Annotated in this window: 26 protein-coding genes; 9 read left to right on the plus strand and 17 right to left on the minus strand. The window is 66.9% G+C overall.

The window, feature by feature from the left end; genetic code table 11:
* Together ZRA01_RS08305 and ZRA01_RS08310 are read right to left on the minus strand one after the other, a co-directional pair.
* Positions 1-829 (minus strand): Cache 3/Cache 2 fusion domain-containing protein (locus ZRA01_RS08305; RefSeq protein WP_174851601.1); only part of this gene is annotated, 829 nt, incomplete at its 3' end.
* Positions 830-922: 93 nt separating this feature from the next.
* Positions 923-1,561: a histidine phosphatase family protein gene (locus ZRA01_RS08310; RefSeq protein ID WP_141351173.1), complete on the minus strand. Its 639-nt coding sequence runs from the start codon at positions 1,559-1,561 to the stop codon at positions 923-925.
* A gap of 255 nt (positions 1,562-1,816) precedes the next feature.
* Between ZRA01_RS08310 and ZRA01_RS08315 the strand changes: the two genes are divergently transcribed.
* Complete coding sequence (locus tag ZRA01_RS08315) at positions 1,817-2,407, plus strand: TRAP transporter small permease subunit (RefSeq protein WP_141351175.1); 591 nt, start codon at positions 1,817-1,819, stop codon at positions 2,405-2,407.
* Positions 2,408-3,943 (plus strand): TRAP transporter large permease, encoded by a 1,536-nt coding sequence (locus ZRA01_RS08320; protein WP_141351177.1) that lies wholly within the window; start codon positions 2,408-2,410, stop codon positions 3,941-3,943.
* Between the two features lie 91 nt (positions 3,944-4,034).
* Here the strand turns inward: ZRA01_RS08320 and ZRA01_RS08325 are convergent, their stop codons facing one another.
* The 6 genes from ZRA01_RS08325 to ZRA01_RS08350 form a co-directional block, all read right to left on the minus strand.
* On the minus strand, positions 4,035-5,069 hold the full coding sequence (locus ZRA01_RS08325; RefSeq protein WP_141351178.1) for a GGDEF domain-containing protein: 1,035 nt from the start codon (positions 5,067-5,069) through the stop codon (positions 4,035-4,037).
* A 183-nt stretch (positions 5,070-5,252) separates the two neighbouring features.
* Entirely contained in the window at positions 5,253-6,533 is a 1,281-nt protein-coding gene (locus tag ZRA01_RS08330) for a dihydroorotase (protein WP_141351180.1), read from the minus strand.
* Between the two features lie 20 nt (positions 6,534-6,553).
* Positions 6,554-7,513: an aspartate carbamoyltransferase catalytic subunit gene (locus ZRA01_RS08335; protein WP_141351181.1), complete on the minus strand. Its 960-nt coding sequence runs from the start codon at positions 7,511-7,513 to the stop codon at positions 6,554-6,556.
* Positions 7,506-8,006, minus strand: coding sequence for a bifunctional pyr operon transcriptional regulator/uracil phosphoribosyltransferase PyrR (pyrR, locus tag ZRA01_RS08340; RefSeq protein ID WP_141351183.1), 501 nt, complete (start codon positions 8,004-8,006; stop codon positions 7,506-7,508). Before pyrR ends, ZRA01_RS08335 begins: the two co-directional genes overlap by 8 nt.
* Positions 7,993-8,442, minus strand: a complete 450-nt coding sequence (ruvX, locus tag ZRA01_RS08345) for a Holliday junction resolvase RuvX (RefSeq protein WP_141351185.1) — start codon at positions 8,440-8,442, stop codon at positions 7,993-7,995. Before ruvX ends, pyrR begins: the two co-directional genes overlap by 14 nt.
* Positions 8,423-8,944 carry a YqgE/AlgH family protein gene (locus ZRA01_RS08350; protein ID WP_371859289.1) on the minus strand — a complete coding sequence of 174 codons (522 nt, stop codon included), beginning with the start codon at positions 8,942-8,944 and terminating at the stop codon, positions 8,423-8,425. The genes ruvX and ZRA01_RS08350 overlap by 20 nt, the downstream gene beginning before the upstream one ends.
* A 138-nt stretch (positions 8,945-9,082) precedes the next feature.
* Here ZRA01_RS08350 and ZRA01_RS08355 point away from each other — a divergent pair, with 138 nt between their 5' ends.
* Positions 9,083-10,528, plus strand: a complete 1,446-nt coding sequence (locus ZRA01_RS08355) for a cryptochrome/photolyase family protein (RefSeq protein WP_141351188.1) — start codon at positions 9,083-9,085, stop codon at positions 10,526-10,528.
* A 303-nt stretch (positions 10,529-10,831) separates the two neighbouring features.
* Here the strand turns inward: ZRA01_RS08355 and ZRA01_RS08360 are convergent, their stop codons facing one another.
* Genes ZRA01_RS08360 through ZRA01_RS08375 form a run of 4 tightly spaced genes read right to left on the minus strand, consistent with a single transcriptional unit; the run spans position 10,832 to position 14,020 of the window.
* Positions 10,832-11,683 (minus strand): class I SAM-dependent methyltransferase, encoded by an 852-nt coding sequence (locus ZRA01_RS08360; RefSeq protein WP_141351190.1) that lies wholly within the window; start codon positions 11,681-11,683, stop codon positions 10,832-10,834.
* Positions 11,680-12,252, minus strand: coding sequence for a YqiA/YcfP family alpha/beta fold hydrolase (locus ZRA01_RS08365; protein ID WP_141351192.1), 573 nt, complete (start codon positions 12,250-12,252; stop codon positions 11,680-11,682). Before ZRA01_RS08365 ends, ZRA01_RS08360 begins: the two co-directional genes overlap by 4 nt.
* On the minus strand, positions 12,249-13,211 hold the full coding sequence (locus ZRA01_RS08370) for an alpha/beta hydrolase family protein (RefSeq protein WP_141351194.1): 963 nt from the start codon (positions 13,209-13,211) through the stop codon (positions 12,249-12,251). Before ZRA01_RS08370 ends, ZRA01_RS08365 begins: the two co-directional genes overlap by 4 nt.
* The gene (locus ZRA01_RS08375; RefSeq protein WP_141351196.1) at positions 13,196-14,020 is read right to left on the minus strand and encodes an undecaprenyl-diphosphate phosphatase; all 825 of its coding nucleotides are present in this window, start codon (positions 14,018-14,020) and stop codon (positions 13,196-13,198) included. Before ZRA01_RS08375 ends, ZRA01_RS08370 begins: the two co-directional genes overlap by 16 nt.
* A gap of 179 nt (positions 14,021-14,199) precedes the next feature.
* Here ZRA01_RS08375 and ZRA01_RS08380 point away from each other — a divergent pair, with 179 nt between their 5' ends.
* Complete coding sequence (locus ZRA01_RS08380; protein ID WP_141351197.1) at positions 14,200-15,423, plus strand: HD-GYP domain-containing protein; 1,224 nt, start codon at positions 14,200-14,202, stop codon at positions 15,421-15,423.
* A 6-nt stretch (positions 15,424-15,429) separates the two neighbouring features.
* Here the strand turns inward: ZRA01_RS08380 and ZRA01_RS08385 are convergent, their stop codons facing one another.
* A complete protein-coding gene (locus ZRA01_RS08385) occupies positions 15,430-15,669 on the minus strand; it encodes a DUF2789 domain-containing protein (RefSeq protein WP_141351199.1) in 240 nt (79 codons plus the stop codon).
* Between the two features lie 129 nt (positions 15,670-15,798).
* Between ZRA01_RS08385 and ZRA01_RS08390 the strand changes: the two genes are divergently transcribed.
* Positions 15,799-16,365 carry a Tll0287-like domain-containing protein gene (locus ZRA01_RS08390; RefSeq protein WP_141351201.1) on the plus strand — a complete coding sequence of 189 codons (567 nt, stop codon included), beginning with the start codon at positions 15,799-15,801 and terminating at the stop codon, positions 16,363-16,365.
* Positions 16,366-16,497: 132 nt separating this feature from the next.
* On the opposite strand, the gene ZRA01_RS08395 is transcribed toward ZRA01_RS08390, so the two are convergent.
* Positions 16,498-17,295, minus strand: a complete 798-nt coding sequence (locus ZRA01_RS08395; protein ID WP_218028683.1) for a MipA/OmpV family protein — start codon at positions 17,293-17,295, stop codon at positions 16,498-16,500.
* 200 nt (positions 17,296-17,495) lie between these two features.
* Here ZRA01_RS08395 and ZRA01_RS08400 point away from each other — a divergent pair, with 200 nt between their 5' ends.
* The gene (locus ZRA01_RS08400; RefSeq protein ID WP_141351202.1) at positions 17,496-17,963 is read left to right on the plus strand and encodes a c-type cytochrome; all 468 of its coding nucleotides are present in this window, start codon (positions 17,496-17,498) and stop codon (positions 17,961-17,963) included.
* Between the two features lie 58 nt (positions 17,964-18,021).
* On the opposite strand, the gene ZRA01_RS08405 is transcribed toward ZRA01_RS08400, so the two are convergent.
* Positions 18,022-18,714, minus strand: a complete 693-nt coding sequence (locus ZRA01_RS08405) for a cytochrome b/b6 domain-containing protein (RefSeq protein WP_141351204.1) — start codon at positions 18,712-18,714, stop codon at positions 18,022-18,024.
* Between the two features lie 75 nt (positions 18,715-18,789).
* Here ZRA01_RS08405 and ZRA01_RS08410 point away from each other — a divergent pair, with 75 nt between their 5' ends.
* Positions 18,790-19,143, plus strand: coding sequence for a YfiM family lipoprotein (locus tag ZRA01_RS08410; protein ID WP_174851602.1), 354 nt, complete (start codon positions 18,790-18,792; stop codon positions 19,141-19,143).
* Positions 19,144-19,281: 138 nt separating this feature from the next.
* On the opposite strand, the gene ZRA01_RS08415 is transcribed toward ZRA01_RS08410, so the two are convergent.
* Positions 19,282-19,725, minus strand: a complete 444-nt coding sequence (locus ZRA01_RS08415) for a CBS domain-containing protein (RefSeq protein ID WP_141351206.1) — start codon at positions 19,723-19,725, stop codon at positions 19,282-19,284.
* Positions 19,726-20,210: 485 nt separating this feature from the next.
* Here ZRA01_RS08415 and ZRA01_RS08420 point away from each other — a divergent pair, with 485 nt between their 5' ends.
* Together ZRA01_RS08420 and ZRA01_RS08425 are read left to right on the plus strand one after the other, a co-directional pair.
* On the plus strand, positions 20,211-20,939 hold the full coding sequence (locus ZRA01_RS08420) for a response regulator transcription factor (protein ID WP_170182928.1): 729 nt from the start codon (positions 20,211-20,213) through the stop codon (positions 20,937-20,939).
* A gap of 168 nt (positions 20,940-21,107) precedes the next feature.
* Complete coding sequence (locus ZRA01_RS08425; protein WP_141351210.1) at positions 21,108-21,587, plus strand: hypothetical protein; 480 nt, start codon at positions 21,108-21,110, stop codon at positions 21,585-21,587.
* A 66-nt stretch (positions 21,588-21,653) separates the two neighbouring features.
* Here ZRA01_RS08425 and panC read toward each other — a convergent pair whose 3' ends face one another.
* Entirely contained in the window at positions 21,654-22,478 is an 825-nt protein-coding gene (gene panC, locus ZRA01_RS08430) for a pantoate--beta-alanine ligase (protein WP_141351211.1), read from the minus strand.
* Positions 22,479-22,485: the final 7 nt, after the last annotated feature.

Genomic DNA, 22,485 nt, shown 5'->3' on the forward strand with positions numbered 1-22,485 from the left:
TGGCGCCTTGCTTGCGGCGGAGTTGCTCTTCGACGATGTCGTTCATCGCCGGGTTGTTGATTTCACCGACGGTCTTGCCACTGAGGGTCGGGTGGGCGATGAATTCGGTGTCGCCGACCTTGGCGCTGGGGGCGAGGATGTAGGCGTAACCCGTGCTTCCCGACTTGATCTCGGCAACGGCCTTCATCAGCCGGTCCATGTCGGCCTGGATGTTGACCCGGGCGGCGAGGGCGCCAACGACCTTGCCGTTTCCGTCGGTGATCGGCTCGATCGCCGAGACGTAGAACTTGCCGGCCCGCTTGACGACGCCGGTGTAGGGCTTGCCGGCGAGGAGGGCGCGCACCTCAGGGTTGCTGCCGGGCAGCGTGGTGCCCTGGGTGCTGTTGCCGTCCTTGTCCTTGAGCAAGGTGGCGGCACGGACGAAGTCGTCGCCGGAGCGCACCAGCAGCGCCGGGTCTGCGTCGGCGAGGCTGCGCAGGGATTCGAGCAGCGCGGTGTTGGCGTTGAGGATCTGGTCGCCGCTGCGGACGACCGGGATCTGATGGGGGCCCGAGGCCATGGTGTCAGGCCCGATGCGTAGGGCGCCGAGCTTGCCCTTGATGCGGGCGAGGCTGCGGTCTGCCTGGGCGACGGCATTGCTGTGGCTCAGGTGGAGCATGTGAACGAGCCCCTGGACCTGTTGGGTGAGCTCTTTCTCGGTCTTGGCCAGAGCGTAGCGCTCGGTGAAGTACGAGGTGAAGCCGATCAGGGCGGCGAAGATCGCAAGGCTGACGCAGCTTGCTGCCAGCGCGATCTGGAAGACGAGGGATTGGCGCTTGAGAGAGAACATCGATGGGCTCCAGCCGGTTCAGCAAGGAAATTCAGGTTTCTTTTGCTGCAAACGGCCGAAAGCCCGGAAACTTTAATATTCGCTAATTTAGCCTCAGGTGTTGGGGAGCTCGTCGAGGGATTGGTCCAGGTGGCGCTGCTCGGCCCAGCTGATCAACGACCACGCGGCGCCGTCCCAGGCGATCCAGTTGAGCGCTGCGTTGGGAATCCCGAAATTTCGGGGGGCCTGCAGGTGCATCCCGGTGGCCAGCCGATGGACGATGTCGAGCACGCCGCCGTGGGTGACGATCAGCACGCTGCCGCCCCGGTGGCGGCTGGCGATGGCTTCGAGGGTGGCGCGGACCCGTTCGGCAAACTGGATCAGGCTCTCGCCGCCCTCGGAGAGCGCAAAGCCCGGGTCGCGGGTCTCGAAGCGGTGATAGGCGTCGGGAAAGCGCGCCCGGGCTTCGTCGTAGGTGAGGGACTGGAAGGCGCCATAGTGGCGTTCGCGCAGGCGGTCGTCGAAGGTGGGCGTGAGCAGGCAGCGCCCTGCAATCGCTTCGGCGGTCTGGCGGGCGCGGGCGAGGTCGGAGCTGTAGGCGGCGTCGAAGCGCTCGGTGGCGAGGCTGGCTGCGGTGGCGTGGGCCTGGGCGATGCCGTGGGCGTTGAGGGGGATATCCGTGTGGCCCTGGAGCCGGCGTTCGGTGTTCCATGCGGTTTCGCCGTGTCGGACCAGGCAGAGGCGGGTAAGCATTGTCGGCATCCAGGTGCGTTGTTGATCCTGCAATTATCTCACGCGGGGCCGATTCGGGCCCGCCGACGGCGCCTCCACGCATTGTTGCACTGCGATATTTCAGGCGGGCATGGCGTTTTTCCGCGTTGCGCGGGTGCCGATAGGCGTTATCCCTGATTGCTGTCGTGCCTTTCTCGCCGATAATCGGCACGCACTCGCCCCGGCAGCCTGCACCCGGCCGGAGACATCAATCAAATACAAAAGGAGGTGCGGGACGTGCAAGCCCTGCTCAAGCTGTCGCGCGCGATCGACGCGCTCAACGAAAACGTCGGCAAGGCGACGATCTGGCTGGTCCTGGTCGTCACCCTCATCAGCGCGCTCAATGCCTTCGTGCGCTATGGCTTCAATTACAGCTCCAACGGGTTCCTGGAAATCCAGTGGTACCTGTTTTCGGCCATCTTCCTGCTGTGTGCCGGCTACGCGCTGAAGCGCAACGCCCATGTGCGCATCGACGTGGTGTCCAGCCATTTCTCGCCGCGGGTGCTGGCCTGGATCGACATCGTCGGCACGATCTTCTTTCTGGCGCCGATGGCCTGCGCGGTGCTCTACTTGTCTTGGCCGATCTTCGTCAATTCCTTCATCAGCAAGGAGTATTCCTCCAACGCCGGTGGCCTGATCGTGTGGCCGGTGCGCGCGCTGGTGCCGATCGGCTTCTCGCTGCTGATCCTGCAGGGCGTCTCCGAGCTGATCAAGCGCATTGCCTTCCTGCAGGGCCTGATCGGCGACCCGAATGCGAAGGATGAAGGCCCGTCGGCCGAAGAAGAGCTGGCCAAGGCCATCAAGCAACAGCGCGGGGAGACTGTCTAAATGGAATTCATTGCTGCCAACATGGCGCCCCTGATGTTCGGGGCGCTGGTCGTCTTCATGCTTTTCGGCTATCCGGTGGCCTTTGCGCTGGCGGCCAACGGCGTCGTGTTCGGCCTGATCGGCATCGAGCTCGGCCTGCTGACGCCGGCCCTGTTCCAGGCACTGCCGGACCGCATCTTCGGGGTCATGTCCAATGACACCCTGCTGGCGATTCCCTTCTTCACCTTCATGGGCCTGATCCTGGAGCGTTCAGGCATGGCCGAAGACCTCCTCGACACCATCGGCCAGTTGTTCGGCCCGGTGCGCGGCGGCCTGGCGTTTGCGGTGATCTTCGTCGGCGCGATCCTCGCCGCAACCACCGGCGTGGTGGCGGCCTCGGTGATCTCGATGGGCCTCATCTCGCTGCCGATCATGATGCGCTACGGCTACGATCAGCGCATCGCCACTGGCGTGATCGCGGCGTCCGGCACGCTGGCGCAGATCATTCCCCCTTCGCTGGTGCTCATCATCATGGCCGACCAGCTCGGCCGTTCGGTGGGCGACATGTACCAGGGCGCGCTGATTCCCGGCCTGGTGCTGACCGCCTTTTACGTCGGCTACGTGGCGCTGATCGCGATCTTCAAGCCCGAGCGGGTGCCGGCCCTGCCCCTCGAGGCGCGCACGCTGCGGGGCGGCAAGCTGGCGCTGCGGGTGATCACCAGCCTGCTGCCGCCGCTGCTGTTGATCTTCCTGGTGCTGGGCACGATCTTCCTGGGTATCGCGACGCCGACCGAAGGCGGTGCGATGGGTGCTTTTGGTGCGCTGGTGCTGGCGATGATGCGCCGCCGCATCGACATGACGCAGCTCAAGCAGGCGATGGAGAGCACTGCGCGGCTGACCACCTTCGTGGTGATGATCCTGATCGGTGCGCGGGTCTTCTCGCTCACGTTCTACGGTGTCGAGGGCCACCTGTGGGTCGAGCATCTGCTGAGCGGCCTGCCCGGGGGTGAGGTTGGCTTCCTGATCGTGGTGAACATTCTGATCTTCCTGCTGGCCTTCTTCCTCGATTTCTTCGAGCTGGCCTTCATCGTCGTGCCGCTGCTCGCGCCGGCGGCCGAGAAGCTGGGGATCGACCTGATCTGGTTCGGCGTGCTGCTGGGGGTGAACATGCAGACCTCGTTCATGCACCCGCCCTTCGGTTTTGCGCTGTTCTACCTGCGTTCGGTGGCGCCTGCGTCGATCAAGACGACGCAGATCTACTGGGGTGCGGTACCCTTCGTCATCATCCAGATCATCATGGTGGGCGTGCTGATCGCCTTCCCCCAGCTGGTCACGATGGGTCTCGACAAACAGGTTGAGGTGGATACCGACACCGTGGAGATCGTCGTGCCGGGCAGCGATGTGCCCGAGGACGAGAACGCCCCGGTGCACTTCGACGAGACGCCGAAGGAGGGCGCGGATGCGCCGGCCGGCGCGGATGCGATCCCCGCTCCCGGCGCCGACGACGATGCCGCCAAGGCGCTCGAGAAGGCCATGCAGGGCGGCGACAAGAAGTAGCCGGTAACGCAGCCGTGACAGCAAAAAGCCCAGGGATTCCCTGGGCTTTTTTTCGACTCACGCCACTTGTCGTGTCGCCGTGAGCCGGAGGCTAGCTGGCTGAACACACCCTGTTGCGTCCGCTCTCCTTGGCCTGGTAGAGCGCGGTGTCGGCCCGGCCGAGCAGTTGTTCGGCCGTCTCACCCCGGTGGCGGGCCGCGATGCCGATGGACACCGTGATGCCGCTCAGCCGTTCACCGCTGCGGGTGTCACGCAGCACCAGGTTGCCGATGGTGGTGCGCAGGTTCTCGGCAAACTGGACGGCCTGTTCGAAGCTGCCGCCGCAGAAGACCAGCGCAAACTCCTCGCCTCCGTAGCGATAGACCGAAACACCGACCCGCGCGGCAGCGTTGAGCTGCTTGCCAACCAGCCCCAGCACGCGGTCGCCCACCATGTGGCCGAAGCGGTCGTTGAATTGCTTGAAGTGGTCGATGTCGAGCATCGCCAGGTGGATCGAAGGGCCGTGGTCGCCGTGGTTGAGAAACTGGGCGAGCTCGATGTCGAAGGCCTTGCGGTTGAAGACACCGGTGAGCTCATCGTTCATGGCGTCCTGGCGCAGCGACTCCAGCTCGCTGCGCAGGCGGCGGATCTCGTCGTTGGCGGCATTGAGGCTCTGCTCGAAGCGCGACGTGTTCTGCTGCATCGTCGTCGAGCCCTGCAGCAGGCGGTCTACGGTGCCGAAGATGTCGTCGAGGTTGGTGTTGCCACGGCCGGGCGAGCGGAGGTCGCGGCTGCACTCGTCGAGCAGCGAGCTGAAGGAGCGGGTGTCTGCGAGCGTGGCGTTGAGGTCGTGGTCGATGCCCTGGACCATCTGCTCGAGCCTGTCCTTGACCCGGCCGAGGGCCGTCTCGTAGCTGCCGGTCGGGGATACGTGTTCGCGGAACAGGCCCTCGGCGGAGGTGAGGGGCAGGGTGCCGTAGGCGGAGACGATCTCGTCGATGCGCTGATTCAGCGTCGGGTCTTCGTTGGTGACGTAGGTGTACCAGAGCGCGTAGTTGAGGGGCGTGACCGGTATGCCGTGTCTCACCATGATGGGCACGGCCTTGCGAAGACGCTCCGCAGCCTGCTCGACTGAAGCGTTGAACACTCGATGACTCCTCTCACGGGCCGTGCTGCGAGCCCTTGGTATTATTTTCCCGGGATGGGTTGCCGGTCTGGCACGGCGTCATGAGTGCGTTGTATCGGCCCACGGGCTGAAAACTTCACGGCCTTGACGCAAAAAAGCGGCGCCGGATGGGCGCCGCCGGATGGGGTGAGGCAGCTGGGGCTGTCAGCTCGCGGCGTACATGGGCGTGCCTTCGACGAGGGTGTGGTGCACCCGGCCCGGCAGCTCGAGGCCGAGGAAGGGGGTGTTCTTGCCCTGGCTCTTGAGGGTGCTGCGGCTGATGAGCTGATGCGCGTCGGGGTCGAAGATGCAGATGTCGGCGCGGGCGCCCACCGAGAGGTGGCCGCCCTTGGCGATGCCGGCGATCCGGGCGGCTTCTGAGGTGATCCGGGCCAGCGCGTCGATCAGCGGCAGCTTGTGCTCGGCGGCCCACTTGAGGGTGAGCGGGAGCAGCAGCTCGAGGCCGGTGGTGCCGGGCTCGGATTCGCTGAAGGGTGCCTGCTTGGCGTCGTCGTCCACCGGGGTGTGGTCGGAGCAGATGGCGTTGATGCGGCCCTCGGCGACGGCCCTGGCCAGCGCGATGCGGTCACGCTGGCTGCGCAGCGGCGGGATGACGTGGCAGTGGGGGTTGAAGTAGCCGATGTCCATGTCGCACAGGTGCAGGTGATGCACCGCCACATCGCAGGTGACATCCACGCCGTCAGCGCGGGCCTGGTCGATCAGGGCCAGGCTGTCGGCGGACGACAGGCGCGTGATGTGCAGGCGGGCACCGGTGAGGCGCGCCATCTGCAGATAGGTGAACAGGGCGATGATCTCGGAGCTGGCGGGGATGCCCGGCAGGCCCAGGCGCGATGCCACCTCGCCGTCGTGGGCGACGCCACCGCGGGCCAGGTGCGGGTCGATGGGCTGCAGCCAGACGCGGAAGCCGAAGGTGGCGGCGTACTGCATCGCGCGGCCGAGCACGCGGGTGTCGAGGATGGGCGTGTTGGCCTGGCTGAAGGCGACGCAGCCGGCCTCGACCAGCTCGGCCATCTCGGAGAGCTGCTGGCCCTTGAGCCCGATGGTGAGGGCGCCGACCGGATAGACGTGGGCGCGGTTGAGCTTCTTGGCCCGGTAGCACAGCATCTCGACGAGGCCGGGTTCGTCGAGCACCGGGTCGGTGTCGGGGGGGATGGCGAGGCTGGTGACGCCGCCGGCCATCGCGGCGTCCATCTCGGATTCGAGGGTGGCCTTGTATTCGAAGCCGGGCTCGCGCAGGCGGGCGGCGAGATCGATGAGGCCCGGGGCGACGACGAGGCCGCTGGCGTCTATCGTGCGCTCGGCCGTGAAGCCGTCGGGGGCGCTGCCGACGCCGACGATCTTGCCGTCGGCGATGAACAGGTCGTGCTGGCCGTCGAGCCGGTTGGCGGGGTCGATGAGGCGGCCGTTCTGGATGTGGATTTTCATGTCGGAAACCTTTGTCTGGCTCAGTGGCTGCCCAGCATGCTCATGACGGCCATGCGCACCGCGATGCCGAAGGTGACCTGCGGCAGGATCACCGCCTGGCTGCCGTCGGCCACCGCGGAGTCGATCTCGACGCCGCGGTTCATCGGGCCCGGGTGCATCACGATGGCGTCGGGCTTGGCGCGGGCGAGCTTCTCGGCGGTGAGGCCCCAGACCTTGAAGAACTCCTGCGGGCTGGGCAGCAGGGCGCCGTTCATGCGTTCGTTCTGGAGACGCAGCATCATCACCACGTCGACGTCCTTGAGGCCTTCCTCCATGGTCGGGCAGTAACGCACGCCCATTTTTTCGACGTCGGTGGGGAGCAGGGTCTTGGGGCCGATGACGCGAACCTCGGGCACGCCGAGGGTGGTGAGGGCGGCGATCTGGGAGCGCGCGACCCGTGAGTGCAGCACGTCACCGACGATGGCGACGGTGAGGTTGTGGAACTCTTTCTTGTAGTGCCGGATGGTGTACATGTCCAGCAGACCCTGGGTCGGGTGGGCATGGCGACCATCGCCGGCGTTGACCACGTGGATGTGGTCGCGGCCGGTGTTCTCGAGGTGCTGGGCGATCAGGTGCGGGGCGCCGCTGGATTCATGGCGCACCACGAACATGTCGGCCTGCATCGCGCAGAGGTTGTCGACCGTGTCGAGCAGGGTCTCGCCCTTTTTGGTGGACGACGTGGACACGTTGAGGTTGATCACGTCGGCCGACAGGCGCTTGGCGGCGATCTCGAAGGTGGTGCGGGTGCGGGTGCTGTTCTCGAAGAACAGGTTGAAGACGCTCTTGCCGCGGAGCAGCGGGAGCTTCTTGACCTCCCGCTCGGCCATCTCGGTGAAGGGCGCGGCGGTGTCGAGGATCTGGGTGATGATGCTGCGCGGCAGGCCGTCGAGGGTGAGCAGGTGCTGCAGCTCGCCGTGCTTGTTGAGTTGGGGGTTACGCATGGATCAACCTCATCGTGAGGGCGCCGGAATCATCGCGCTCGAGTTGCAGGTTTTGCCCGGCGGAAAGCGCCTCGCCCAGGGTGAGGGCGCAGAAGCGGGCCGAGATGGGCAGCTCGCGCCCGCCCCGGTCGATCAGCACGGCCAGATCGACCCGGGCCGGGCGGCCGTAGTCGAAGAGTTCGTTGAGGGCCGCGCGGGTGGTGCGGCCGGTGTACAGCACGTCGTCGACGATGACGATGTGGGCACCTTCGACATCGAAGGGGATCTCGGATTTCTGGGGTTGCGGGTGCAGGCCCTTGGCGCCGTAGTCGTCGCGATAGAAGCTCACGTCGATGCTGCCCAGCGGCTGGCTGAGGCCGAGCAGGGCGTGGAGGCGCTGGGCCAGCCACACGCCACCGGTGTGGATGCCCACCAGGGCGGTGTCGGGCGTGACGTGGGGGCGCATCGCGGCGGCGAGCTGGGCGATGAGCTGTTCGGCGTCAGGAATCTGCATGTTTGGCACTTTCAAAGTACTGGAGCAGGATGATCTGCGCGGCGGCGGAGTCGAGCCGCGGTTTTTGCTTGCGCCAGCCCTTGTGGCCGGCCTCGGACAGGCGCTCCTCGGCCTCGGCGGAGGAGAGGCGTTCGTCCACCAGCGCCACCGGCAGGCCGTAGCGGCCGTGGAGCTGGTTGGCGAAGCGGCGGCAGCGCGCGGTCATGGCGTGCTCGCTGCCGTCGAGATGGGTCGGCAGGCCGACCACCAGGCTGGCGGGTTTCCATTCGGCGAGGAGCGCCTCGATGGCGGCAAAGCGCACGGCGTTGACCTCTTCGGCGATCGCCGTGAGCGGGTGGGCGTTGCCGGTTTCGGTTTCGCCGACGGCTACACCGATGCGGGCCAGGCCGAAATCGAAGGCCAGAACGGTACCCACCCTAGGCGTGCCCGGCGACATCCGAGAGCTTGGCGAAGTCGACGCCGAGCAGTTGCATGGCGGCGGCGAGGCGCTCTTCGGGGGGCAGCGAGAAGACGATGTCGAGGCTGGCCGGCACGGTGAGCCAGGCGTTCTGGGCGATTTCGTGCTCGAGCTGGCCGGCGGACCAGCCGGAGTAGCCGAGCGCCACCAGCACTTCACCGGGCTGGCCCTCATTGGCGAGGGACTGGAGCACGTCGCGGCTGCTGGTGAGGGCGACGCTGTCGCTCACCCGCAGGGTCGAATGCCAGTCGCCGGCCGGGCGGTGCAGCACAAAGCCCCGGTCGGACTGCACCGGGCCGCCGAAATACACCGGTAGGTCCGCAAAGTCGGGCTGCTCGAAGGGGATGTCGATGCGCTCGAAAAGCGTGGCCAGGCGCATGTCGGTGGGCCGATTGACGATGATCCCCATCGCGCCGTTTTCGTTGTGCTCGGCGATGTAGGTCAAGGTGCGCGTGAAGTTGGGATCGGCCATGGCGGGCATGGCGATCAGGAAGTGATCGGTGAGGTTGATGGTGGTCGTAGTCACGGGCGCTATTTTAAGCCGGCGGGCCGTCGATTGTAGCGGCAAATTTCGGGCATGCTTCTGTCCGTTTGAATCCAGTCGTTTCGACACGCCATCATGTCCTCTGCCCTTGTCTGGTTTCGTCGCGATCTGCGCGACTTCGACCATGCCGCGCTCTACCACGCGCTCAAAACCCACCGGCGCGTGTTCTGCGCCTTTGTCTTCGACTCCGAGATCCTCGATGCCCTGCCCAGCCGCGCCGACCGCCGGGTGGAGTTCATCCACGCCAGCGTGGTCGAACTCGACGCTGCGCTGCGGGCCCGCGGTGGCGGCCTGATCGTGAGGCACGGCCCGGCGCGGGACGTGATCCCGGCCCTCGCGGCGGCGCTGCAGGTGAACGCCGTTTTCGCCAACCGTGACTACGAGCCCCAGGCCATCGCCCGCGACGCCGACGTGGCCGAGCGCCTGCGGGTGCTGGGCATCGGTTTCAGCGACTTCAAGGATCAGGTTGTCTTCGAGAAGAGCGAGGTGCTCACCAAGAGTTCAACGCCGTTCTCGGTGTTCACGCCCTACAAGCGGGCCTGGCTGGCGGCGCTGACGCCTTTTCACCTCAAGGCCTACCCGGTCGACAAGTACGCCGCTGCCCTCGCCGCGCCGGCGCCGGACGAGCGGGTGCCCAGCCTGGCCGAGATCGGCTTTGAGCCGACCAACCTGGGCGAGCTGGGCATCGCCTGCGGCATGGCGGGCGGGCGGGTGCTGGTCGATGATTTCATGAAGCGCATCGACCGCTACAAGCGCGGGCGGGATTTTCCGGCCCGGAAGGGCGTGTCGTATCTGTCGGTGCATCTGCGCTTCGGCACCGTGTCGATCCGCGAACTGGCCGCAGCGGCCCACGCCCGGGGCGGCGAGGGCGCCGAGACCTGGCTGTCGGAGCTGATCTGGCGCGACTTTTACTTCCAGATCCTGTGGCATCACCCGCGGGTGGTGGGTGGCAGCTTCCGGCCCGAGTTCGACCGGGTGGCCTGGGACGCCGAGCCCGGGCTGTTTGCCGCCTGGTGCGAGGGGCGCACCGGCTACCCCATCGTCGATGCGGCGATGCGCCAGATCAACCATAGCGGCTACATGCACAACCGCCTGCGGATGATCGTGGCGTCCTTCCTGACCAAAGACCTCGGCATCGACTGGCGGGAGGGCGAAAAGTACTTTGCCGATCAGCTCAACGACTTCGACCTGGCGGCCAACAACGGCGGCTGGCAGTGGGCCGCGTCGACGGGCTGCGACGCCCAGCCGTGGTTCCGCATCTTTAATCCGGTGACTCAATCCGAGAAGTTCGACCCGGAGGGCGCCTTCATCCGCCGCTATCTGCCCGAGCTGGCCAAGGTACCGGACAAGTACATCCACGCGCCGTGGACGCTGCCGCCCATCGACCAGAAGCTGGCCGGCTGCGTGATCGGGGTGGATTACCCGGCGCCGGTGGTGGACCACGCCCAGGCCCGCGAGCGCACGCTGGCGCGCTTCGGGGTGCTCAAGGGGGAGGCCGGGGGCGACGCCGCGGAGGAGTGAGCGCTTGATGTCCGGAGGCTCGTGGTCGAGGCTCGGAAGGTCGAGCTTGACCCTCGGAGGCTCGACCTCGACCTTCGGAAGGCCGAGAGCGATGTTCGGAGCCTCGAATTCGACGCTCGCAAGGTCGAACGCGATGCTCGCAAGGTCGAACTCTATGCTCGGAAGGTGGAGCTTGAGGCTCGGAGGCTCGACCTTGACCTTCGGAAGGTCGAAGGCGACGTTCGGAGCCTCGAACTCGACGCTCGGAAGGTCGAACTCGACCTTTGGCGTGTCGAGGCCCTCGCGCCGCCTGCTGGGCCGGGCTCAGCGCTGCGCGCTGGCGATCAGCACGGTGCTCTCGAAGCAGAAGCCCTGGCCATCCCGGTGGGCTTCGATATCGTCGGCGACGGCGGCGCGGAGCGCTGCCTGGGTGGCTTCCGGGAGGCGCGACAGGGCCTCAGCCGCGCCGCCGGCGAGATCGAGAAAGGCCTGCCAGTAGGCGTCGGCGCCGTCGAAGCGGCAGCTGAACACATGGGGCGTGATCTCTACGTCGCCGAAGCCGGCTTCGGCCAGCAGCGCCGTCAGCACCTCGGGCTCGCCCAGCCGGAACACCGACGGGCGCGGCACCTTGGGCGCCGGCAGCAGCCGGGCGATGCAGTCCTGGGCGCGGGAGATCAGCGGCACCATCTCCCGCGCGCCCCACACCGACAGGGCGAGCCGCCCGCCGGGGCGCAGCACGCGCCGCACTTCGGCCAGCGCCTTGGACGGGTGGGGAAAGATGAACAGCCCGAGGCCGATCAGCGCGGCGTCGAAGCGGCCGTCGCCAAACGACAGGTGCTCGGCATCGCAGGCGGCGGCGAGGAGGTCGGGCAGGCCTTCGTCGGTCGCGCGGCGAAGGCCTTCGGCGAGCATGCCTTCGGCGATGTCGCTGGCCAGCACCCAGCCGCCGGGCAACACCTGGCGGGCGGCGTCACGGGCCAGCAGGCCGGGGCCGGCGGCCAGGTCGAGCACATGCTCGCCGGGGGCCAGCGCGGCGGCTTCGAGGAGTGCCGTCTGCAGGCTGGCGCGCAGCCAGGCGCCGTCGGCGTAGCGGGCGGCGATGCGGTTGAAGCCGCTGCGTTCGAGGGCCTTGAAGCGGCGCTCGTCAAAACCCGGCGGGGGCGTGTGGCGTGTCATTTGGGGAGCAGTCCGGCAAATTCGAGGACGGGGTCGAGGTAATCGCCCCAGCGCGTGAAGCTGTGGTCGCCGCCTTCGAGCACGGTCTGGCGGGCGCCGGGGTAGTGGGCGACGGCGGCGCGGTAGTCGAGCACCTCGTCGCCGGTCTCGACCATCAGCCAGTAGCGCTCGGGGCGGGTGATGGCCGGCACGTTGATGGCGCGCAGCGCGTCGATGTGGGCGGGGGTGAAGTCGAAGGGCTCGCCGGTGTACATGTGGGTCTGGGTGCCGAGGTAATCCGACAGTGTGAGGGGTGCCAGCACGCCGGGGTTCACCAGCACCGCCTGCAGCCCGTGGCGCTCGGCCAGCCAGGTGGCGTAGTAGCCGCCGAGGGAGCTGCCGACCAGCGTGGGCGGCGTGCTGCAGCGGGCGATCTGCGCCTCAGCCAGCGCGATGGCTTCGGGCGCGGCGACGGGCAGCTGCTCACACCAGAAGGCCTCGCCGATGCCGAGGGCGTCCATGCGCGCCTTGAGCGAGCGGGATTTCCAGGATTGGGGGCCGGAGCGGAAGCCGTGGAGGTAGATGATCATTTGAACTCGAAGCGGTCGGTGGGCCGCAGGCGGCCGGGGAAGTCAGTGATGAGCCAGCGGTGGGCCTCGGCGTCAAGGCCCAGGTGAGCCTGCCAGAAGGCGGTGCCGGCGGCGAGCAGGCTGGCGTGGAAGACTGCCGGCTCGCGGCGTACCGCAAACATGCCGGCTTCGGCCTGGCTGGCCTGGCCGGCGAAATCCAGGTGGTTGCCGCCGCCGAAGACGAGCAGATATTTGTCTGGCCCAGCCAGGCCGGCTGGTGCGTGGCGGTAGGGCAGCTCGCGGTTGGCGGCGCTGATGTCGGAGAGGCCCATGCCGTCGTCCCGGCTGCCGGTGATGCCCATGAAGGGCTGGCGCAGGTGGGCGAAGCGCTGGTTGAGGCCCGGCGGGGCGTCGGGCTGGCGGGCCGAGGGGCTGAGGGCCAGCACGGCGCGCAGGCGCGGGTCGGGGGGCGTTGGCGGGTGGCCGGCCCGGCGCTCGCCGGCGAGCAGCTGAACGGTGACGGCGCCGAAGGAGTGGCCGGCCAGGCCGAGCGGGATGTCGGCGTCCGGCAGGCGTGGGTCGTGGCCGAGGCGGCCGATGACGAAGCGGATGTCGTCGGCCCGGCGGGCCAGCTCGTCGGGGTTCATCGCCGCCTTGAGGGTGCGCCGCAGGCCGAGGGGCGAGCCCTTGCCGAGCACCCCGGCGTCGGAGCCCGGGTGCTGCACGGCCAGCCCCGCAAAGCCATGGCTGGCCCAGTGCGCGAGCCACCGGGCGCCGCCCTCGCGGGTGCCGCCGAGGCCGTGGGAGAAGACGATCAGGCCGCCCGGCCGCGGTGCGTCGGGCAGGTAGAGCTTGAAGGGCAGGGTGCGCGCACGGCGGGTGTCGTGAACATCGCCGAGGCGGGCGAGCACCCGCCAGGGGCCGGCGGCGCCCAGGTCGGGCAAGCCGCCGGTGGGCCCACAGCTCAGTGGGCCGTCCATTCGACGAGGCCGAAATGCCAGGTGACGAGCACGACGATGCCGAAGGCGATGCGGTACCAGGCGAAGGGCACGAAGTCGTGGCTGGAGATGTAGCGCAGCAGCCAGCGCACGCACAGGAAGGCGGAGACGAAGGCCGAGATGAAGCCGACGATCCACATGCCGAGGTCGTCGGCGCTGAGCAGCGCGCGCTCCTTGTACACCTGATACACGGTGGCGACGCCGAGCGTGGGGATGGCCAGGAAGAACGAGAACTCGGTGGCCGCCTTGCGGGACAGGCCGAAGAGCATGCCGCCGATGATTGTCGAGCCCGATCGGGAGGTGCCGGGGATCAGCGCGAAGGCCTGGGCGATGCCCATTTTCACGGCGTCCATCGGGCGCATCTCGTCGACGGTCTCGATGCGCACCGTGTGGTTCTTGCGCTCGGCCCACAGGATCACGAAGGCGCCCAGGATGAAGGCGGTGGCGACAGGGAGTGGCGCGAACAGGTGGGCCTTGATGGCCTTGCCGAAGGCGAGGCCGAGCACCGCCAGCGGCAGGAAGGCGATGAAGAGGTTGAGGACCAGGCGGTTGGCCTCCCGGTCGCGGCCGAGGCCGGCGAAGGTGCGGGCGAGGCGCTCGCGGTATTCCCACACCACGGCGAGGATGGCGCCGGACTGGATGACGATCTCGAACAGCTTGCCCCGGTCGTCGTTGAAGTTAAGCAGGTCGCCGGCGAGGATCAGGTGGCCGGTGCTGGAGATCGGCAGGAACTCGGTGAGGCCTTCGACCACGCCCAGGATCAGCGCCTTGAGGAGCAGGATGATGTCCATGAATGATTGTTTATGCATTACAAAAGAAGCCCGCATTATAGCCCCCGTATATTTACAGACTCGTTCGGAAGGCGGGGGGCGGGGCGTGAATCCTTCACATTTCGGCAGTCAAGTCGGTTGGCGACATGCCGTTAAGGGCAAAGACAGATAAAAATGACGTTTCTTGCGACCCCCCCAAAATGCTAAAGAAGATCCCCGTGTCCCGGCTGCGGCCGGGAATGTTCGTCCAGGAATTGTGTGGTGACTGGATGTCCCACCCGTTCTGGCGGGCCCAGTTCAAGCTGAGCAGTGACGCCGAGCTGCGGCGCATCGCCGACTCGGGCATCCAGCATGTTTACATCGACACCGACCGCGGGCTCGACGATGTCGAGGCGGTGGCGGCAGACGAGGTCAAGGCGAGTGTCGAGCGGGAGATCGTGGCCGCGCTGAGCGAGCCCGACGACAAGGTTCTGCGCGTCTCGGTGCGCGAGGAGATGTCCCGCGCCCGCAAGGTTCATGAGCAGGCGCACAAGGTGGTGCGTTCGATGATGGGCGACGTGCGCCTCGGCAAGGCGGTGTCCCTCGAGGACGCCGAGCCGGTGGTCGAGGCGATCACCGGCTCGGTGCTGCGCAACAGCGGCGCGCTGCTGGGGCTGATCGGCATCAAGAACAAGGACGACTACACCTTTCTGCACTCGGTGAGCGTGTGCACCCTGATGATCGCCTTCGGGCGCTCCCTGGGCCTCGCCGGCGAGGATCTTCGCCAGGGTGGCATCGGCGGACTGCTCCACGACCTTGGCAAGATGAAGGTGCCGGATGAGGTGCTCAACAAGCCGGGGCGCCTCACCGATGCGGAGTTCGAGCTCATCAAGCGCCACCCTGGCGACGGCCACGCGGTGTTGCTGGAGACGCCGGGCATTGAAGCGGTGCCCCTCGACATCACCCGCCATCACCATGAGCGCCTTGACGGCAGCGGCTACCCTGACCGCCTGGCCGGCGATGCGATCTCGCCGATGGTCCGCATGGCGGCGATCGTCGACGTTTACGATGCGATCACCGCCGACCGTTGCTACCACAAGGGCATGCCGGCTGCCGAGGCGCTGCGCAAGATGTGGGAGTGGAGCAGCGCCCACTTCGACCAGAAGCTGCTGCAGGCCTTCATGCGCTGCGTCGGTATCTACCCTGTGGGCAGCCTGGTGCGGCTCGAGTCGGGGCGGCTCGGGGTGGTCACCGAGCAAAACGAGGGCAGCCTGCTCACGCCGCGGCTACGGGTTTTCTTCAGCACCAAATCGAACGGCTACATCAAGCCGGAGCTCCTCGACCTGGGCCGCAAGCTGGGCCACGGCGGCGGCGACCGCATCGTGTCGGCCGAGGTGCCCGAAAAATGGGGCGTCGACCCCCAGCGCTTCCTGCTGGCGGAATAGGGCGCGTCAGCTTCGGCTGCGCAGCTGCAGGTTGAGGCTGTCCACCACCGCGCTCCAGTCGGCGTCCTCGGCAATCTCGGCCTTCAGGAAGGCGGCCTGGGACGGAGTCCAGAAGGCGGCCTCGGCCAGCGGGATGGCGTCGGGCAGGGGGGTGTGGGTGGCGATGAAGGCTTCCATCGCCCTTGGCTCATTGGGCAGGCCAAGCTGGGCGAAGAGGTTGGCGAGGGTGTGGGTCTGCGATTCCATGGTGTGCTCCCGCTGACGTGTAACCCTGGTTTGGCTGACTTTGGGTGGAATAGGTTCCGCGGTGATGGGCCGGCGGGGTGATATCCTGTATATTAGAAACCTCTAATCAATACCGAAGAAAGGTCCGCCATGTTCCGCATTGCCCTGATCGCCGCGGCGCTCGTCGCCGGCTCCGCCCATGCCCAGGATCTCGACGCCCTCAAGGTCGATACGCGCAAGAACGCCCTGCCGGTGCTGCCCAAGGTGGTCGGCATGATGCAGGAGACCGTCGCCGCCAAGGGGCCGGTCGAGGCGATCCCGGTGTGCAAGGAGAAAGCCCCCGAGCTGCTCAAGGAGCAGGCCGCCAAGACCGGCTGGCAGATGCGCCGGGTCAGCCTCAAGACCCGCAACCCCGAGCGCGGCACCCCCGATGTGTGGGAGGCCCGGCAGCTGGCCGATTTCAACATCCGCGCGGCCAACGGCGAGAAGATCGAGACGCTCGAGACCGGTGAAGTCGTCACCGAGAACGGCAAGCAGGTTTATCGCTACATCCGCGCGATTCCGGTGGGCGACGTGTGCCTGAAGTGCCACGGCCCGGTCGACAAGGTGGATGCGAGCCTCAAGAGCCAGCTCGCCAATAGCTATCCGCACGATGCGGCATTTGGCTACGAAAAGGGGCAGATCCGCGGGGCGCTCACCGTCAAGCGCCCGCTCTGAGCATCCCGGGGCCGGGCTTCACCCAGCCCGCTCACCGTTCGGAATCAGTAGTGCCTGGGGAGACCCTGCGGCTCCTTGAGAGCGCCCCCCGGGGTGATGCGTGCAGGGGCTCAGCTGGCCCCCACCCCGGCGTCAGAAGGTCCAGCCATAGCCCAGGTAGGCGAGGGGCTGGAGGCGCGTCTCGACGATGGGGCTCTCCGCCTGGGCGTTGCCGAGGCGGGTCGCCATCAGGCCGAACAGCACCGAGCCCCGCTGCCCGACGGGCCAGGCACCGTTCACCCCCGCTTGCCACTGGGTGCCCGCGCCGGCGCGATAGCTGGGGCGGCCGGGTGCGGCTTCGGCGGGCGTGACGCCAAAGTAATAGTTGTTCATCCGGCTGTCGTTCCAGGTGAGACCGACCAGCCCGTTGAGCCGCAAGGCCGGCCCGCGGATCAGCGCCCGCACGAACTGCAACTGCATGCTGTGCCCCTTCGATGCCGCGCCGGTGTCGAAGCCCCACTGGGCGTTGAGGGTGCCGTAGTCGGTCTGCCAGCGCAGGGCCGGGCCGATGTCCACCGAGAAGTCCCGGTCATGCATGCCCTTCGTGCGGGTGCTGTCGTCGGCGTCCCAGCCGAAGCGGGCGTCAGCGGCCAGGCCGATGCGCAGGCGCCGGTCGTCGGAGTCGACGAGCCAGACACCGGCCCGCAGGGCGTTGATGTAGAAGCGGTCGGCGAAGCTGGCCTGGATGACCGGCAGCACCATCGTGCGCAGCTCGTTCGAGCCGGACGTTGCCGGCAGCACCCCGATGCCCAGGCCGTAAAGGTTGCCGGTGCGGGGGATCGCGGTCTCGGTCTGCTTGTCGATCGCGGCGGCGCTGGCGGATGTGGCGCCCAGAAGCGACAACAGGCCAACGAGGGCGAGGGAGGTGGGGCGGGAGGTGGTCATGGTCATCGAATGTCCTGTTTCTTTGTGAGGCATTGAGAGCCGCCTGCGGGGCGACTTGTTCCCCGAACATGCAAACGCGTCATCAGCCATTCGCCTGTCAGGGTTTCTCGTGCTTGTGGAATAATCCATCAGGTCGTTTTTTCCGCGGCCGGATCCGACCATCGGAGTCCGGTTGTTTCGTGTCACCCCAGGAAGGGAGTCGTTCCATGCAGATCAAGAAACTCGTGTTTGCCGCAGTCGCGCTGAGCGTCGCCGCCGGTGCCAGCGCCCAGATGAAGCCGGAAGACCAGATCAAGGCCCGTAAGGCCGGCTATGCCTTCATGTCCTGGAACATGGGCAAGATCAAGGCCCAGGTCGTCGATAACCCGGCCAGCTTCAACAAGGACCAGGTCGCGGCCGCTGCCAACGTGATCGCCGCGACGGCCAACTCGGGCATGGGCGCCCTCTACGGCCCCGGCACCGACAAGGATGCGGGCAATCAAAAAACCCGCGTCAAGCCCGAGTTTTTCAAGGAGCCGGACGAGGTGCGCAAGCTCGCGATGGCTTTCGTGAAGGAGGCCAACGAGCTGCAGAAGGTGGCCGCCACCGGCGACGCTGCTGCGATCAAGGCCCAGTTTGGCAAGACCGGCGAGAGCTGCAAGGCCTGCCACGACAAGTTCCGCAAGGACGAGTGAGCGCCTGACACTCTGCGATACTGAGACAAGAAGGCTGCCCGCGGGCGGCCTTTTTTGCTTACCAGGCCGGCGCAGCGGCGGGTTCGGGCGCCGGTGGCGGTGGCACCCACGCGCCGCTGGCAGCCCAGGCGCTGGCGATACCGATCGCGAGGGCGAAGACCACAGCAATGAAGCCACCGCCGGTCGGGGCTTCGGCGGGTTGATTGCCGATAACCTCTTTATGGCCATTCAGCATCGCGCCGACCAGCTTCTCGCCCTTGACGCGGGTGTAGAACACGATGGCCGCGAGATGCAGCCCAACCAGTGCGAGCACCAGCCAGAAGCCTTTACGGTGGAGGCCGGTCATCCAGTCGCTGGTATCCTTGCTGACCAGCCCGTAAAGGGGGCCCTGAAAGGCGATGTCGTCGTTGGCGAAGAGCCCGCCGCCGGCCTGCAGGCCGAGCACCGTCAGGAGGCCGAGCACCGACAGGGCGCCCAGGGGGTTGTGGCCGAGGCCGTGCCAGTGGCCGCGCAAGTAGGCGATGATCGCCGCCGGGCCGCGCACGAAGCTGGCGAACCGCGAGTGGGTCGACCCGACGATCCCCCAGGCCAGGCGAAATCCAAGCAGCCCCGCAATCAGTATGCCCAGCCTGCCATGCCAGACCATCAGGTTGCCCCCGACCTGCCCGGTCAGCATGGCTGCAATCACGGCGGCGGCGAGCAGCCAGTGAAACAGGCGCAGGGGCAGGTCCCAGACGCGAACGTGTTGCATGCTTGCTTTCTCCGAAGCGTTATGTAGCCTGGATTCTGGCACGCCTCTCGATTAATTCAACCTACCCGACGACCCATGAATGCCATTTTGAAGAACCTTCCGATACTAACGCTGCTGGCGGGCGCCGCCGGTACCGCAGTGGCCTGCGAGCCCTGGCGGGATGACTGGATGGGCCGCGACAAGGCGGCACATTTCGGCGCGTCCCTTGCGCTCGGCGTGGCGGGGTCACGCCTCACCAACGAGCCCTGGGAGGCCGTCGGGCTGGCGCTGATCCCGGGCGTGGCGAAGGAGCTTTACGACGCCGGCCAGGCGTGCAACCGTTTCTCGTGGAAGGACATGGGCTGGAACGTCGCCGGCGCCGTGCTTGGGGTTGGCGGGGGCTACTGGATGCTTGGGCCGTCAGGGGTAAGCTGGCGCATGGGGTTCTGACCCGCAGCGCGTTTGCAGCCCCCACGGCCGCCGCCGCGCCCGGCCTCCAGTCGCTTGCTGCGATGCACGACCGGAGGGCCGACACATGATGAAGTATTCAAGGCAGGTGACGGAGAACGGGCGCCGATCGGGCCGGCCTCAGGTGCTCATGCCGCCCGCAATATAACCGGACAGCTGATCGATGGTGGCCTGCTGCTGCTCCATCACCGACTTGACCGCGTCGCCGATGCTGATGATGCCGGCGATGGCGCCGCCGCTCACCACCGGGAGGTGGCGGACGTGGTTGTTGGTCATGATGTTCATGCAGTCGTCCACGCTGTGGGCGGGGGAGACGGTGAGAACGTTCTGGGTCATCAGGTCGCCGACCTTGGTGTCCTTTGAGGCGAGGCCGCGGAGCACGACCTTTCGGGCGTAGTCACGCTCGGTGAAGATGCCCACCAGGCGTTGCCCTTCCATGACCAGCACCGCGCTGACGTTCTTGTCGGCCATGAGCTGGAGGGCCTGCAGCACGGTGGACTCAGGGGCCACCGAATAAGTCGAGCCGCCCTTGCTTTGAAGAATTTGTTGGACCGTTGCAGCCATTGTCTCTATCCCTCCTTTTTGTTTGTTGTGACCGGACTGGCGACACCGCGTCGCCATCTAGCCGAAGTGTATAGCTTCGAGGCTGGATGGCAAGAGCGTGCGTGTTTACGCGGGGTCTGGCGACACTGCGGTGGGCTGACGAGCGCTCCAGGCGGTGGCTGGCATTGGGGCCTTCATTTGCGGGTTCGTGATTTTTTCCGGATTTTTTCCCATTCGGCAAAACAATGGGTGGGCCCGGCACAAGCCTGAATTATGCTTTTCGGAATAATCCAGCCGATCCTGTAAATGTGTTTGTCCTGAAGGCGCTGGCGACCCTCCGAAGGTGGGAGGCCAGTGGGTTCAGGCCTCCTGATTCCACGAGACCATCCGTCATGAGCGATACTTCTTCCGGGTGGGCCGCCCTATCGGCCCCAGGAGAAGGCTGCCTGGCTTACCTGCCGGGTGCCTCCTCGATGCGCATCGCGTTCCTCTGTGAACGGGGGAGCGTGGCAGATCACCGCTCCACCGAGCTGGAAGCTCGCGGGCACATCGTCCATCGCTATCGCAACGAGCTGGACCTGCTGCGCGACGTGGTGCGGGAGAGCTTCGATGTGCTGCTTCTCGACGACACCCTGCGGGGCTTGCGTTGCCGGAGCCTTGTCCAGCGGCTGAAGGCCTTGCCCCGTTTCGATGGTGCCGTCGTGTTCGTCAATTGTGTTGACGATGAAGTGCGCCTGGCAGAAGCGCTGGCGGCAGGGGCCGACGACTTCATCGACAAGTCGGCCAGCGTCCGGGAGCTCGAAGCGCGCCTGCGGGCGATCCTGCGGCGGCGTTTCATGCGGCTTCATGCGTCGCCCGGCGGCCTGCAGTTCGGCCCCTACCGTTTTGAGCCCGATGGGCGCCTTGTCCATCTCGATGGCCAGCCGATCGGTTTGACCCGCAAGGAATACGAACTCGCCTTGTTTCTTTTCGCCAACGAGGGGCGCCTGGTGTCCCGGGGGCATCTGCTCGACATGGTGTGGCGCCGGCGCGCTTCGGCGGAGTCGCGCACCCTCGACTCCCATGTCAGCCGCGTCCGTCGCAACCTCCTGCTTGACCGTCGCAGGGGGTTCGAGCTGGTGGCGGTGTATGGCAGCGGTTATCGGCTCGATCGGTGCGAGGAGGCCGTCCTCACGTCTTCTCCGGCCCGCGCCGGCCAGTACTCCAGGCCGTCGGGCCTCTGCGCGGGGGCCTGAGGCTGCGGCTGCGGCCATCTAGCTGGGCGCAGCGTGATTGGCTTGGCACTTCGGGGCAAATTCGCGCCTCAAGCGGTTTGATCCGACGCTGGCCGTGATTCATTCGGCGGTCCGCGCCCATTTTGACTTCTAAGCTGCAGACGTGAAAAGCAGTTCAGGAGTCAAATCATGGAAGCCGTGATGATCAGCGTTCTGGGGCTGTTTGCCCTCGGTATCATCTGCTGGGAAGCCTGGCGCGAGCGGGTCCGGGCGTCGAAGCGCATCCCCGCCGAGTGGCAGGCTGCGCTGGGGCGGATCGCCAACGAGCAGGAGCTCGGCCATTACCGACATGCGCGCCAGGGCATCCTGCAGGCCTGTCGGCGTATCGAGCACCATCAGGACAGCGCCCGGCTGGCCAAGCATCTGCACGTGCGTCTCGCCGGCCTGCTGGCGAGGGATCCGATCTACACCGAGGTCGTCCGGACGATCCGCTCGGCCTGTGCCGAGGAGCCGGCGGTGAGCGAAGTGGTGCTGTGCCTCACGCTGGGTGATTATCTGGTCGAGGACATCCGCCAGTGCATGGCGATCGCCGAGAGCTTCGGCCAGATCAGGCGTCGTGATGCCGGTGCGGATTCGCTGGTGATCCCCCGCCCGACACCGTCGATGTAGCGCCTCTGCGTCGGGGCCTGCCCAGTAAAAACGCCCGCTTTGCTGCGGGCGTTTTTATTTGGAGTTTCAGATCTCGAGGTTGTCGATGAGGCGGGTGGTGCCCAGCCTGGCCGCGGCGAGCACGACCAGGGCCTCGTCACCCGAGGGTGGCTGGAGGTCGCTGCGGCGGCGCACCGTGACGTAGTCGGGATGCCAGCCGTGGGCGGCAAGTTCGGCCATGGCCTCGGTCTCGAGGCGCAGGTAATCGCGCTCGCCGGCCTGCACACGCTCGCGGATCCGCACCAGCTGGCGGTTGAGCCGCGGCGCCTCGGCCCGCTCGGCGGCGCTCAGGTAGCCGTTGCGCGACGACAGCGCGAGGCCGTCGGCAGCGCGGATGGTGTCACCGGGGACGATCTCGATGGGCAGCGCCAGCTCGCGCACCATGTTGGAGAGCACCATCAGCTGCTGGTAGTCCTTCTTGCCGAACAAGGCCACCTGGGGCTGGACGATGTTGAACAGCTTCAGTACCACCGTGGCCACGCCGCCGAAATGGCCGGCCCGCACGGCGCCCTCGAGGATGTCGGTGTGGGCCGGGTCGGGTACCACGTGGTAGCGCTGGGGCGTGGGGTACATCTCCTGCTCGTCGGGCGCGAAGAGGTGGTCGACGCCGGCGGCGGTGAGCTGCGCGCAATCGTTTTCGAAGGTGCGCGGGTATTTGTCGAAGTCTTCGCGGGGGCCGAACTGCAGGCGGTTCACGAAGATGCTGGCGACCACCACGTCGGCGTGCTGGCGGGCCTTGCGCATCAGGTCGAGGTGGCCGTCGTGGAGGTTGCCCATGGTGGGCACGAAGGCGACGCGGCGGGCGTCGGCAAGGGCGGCCCGCAGGCTGGCGATGGTCGGGTGGATCTGCATGCGTGTG

Source organism: Zoogloea ramigera, from assembly GCF_006539865.1.
Classification (GTDB): Bacteria; Pseudomonadota; Gammaproteobacteria; order Burkholderiales; family Rhodocyclaceae; genus Zoogloea; species Zoogloea ramigera.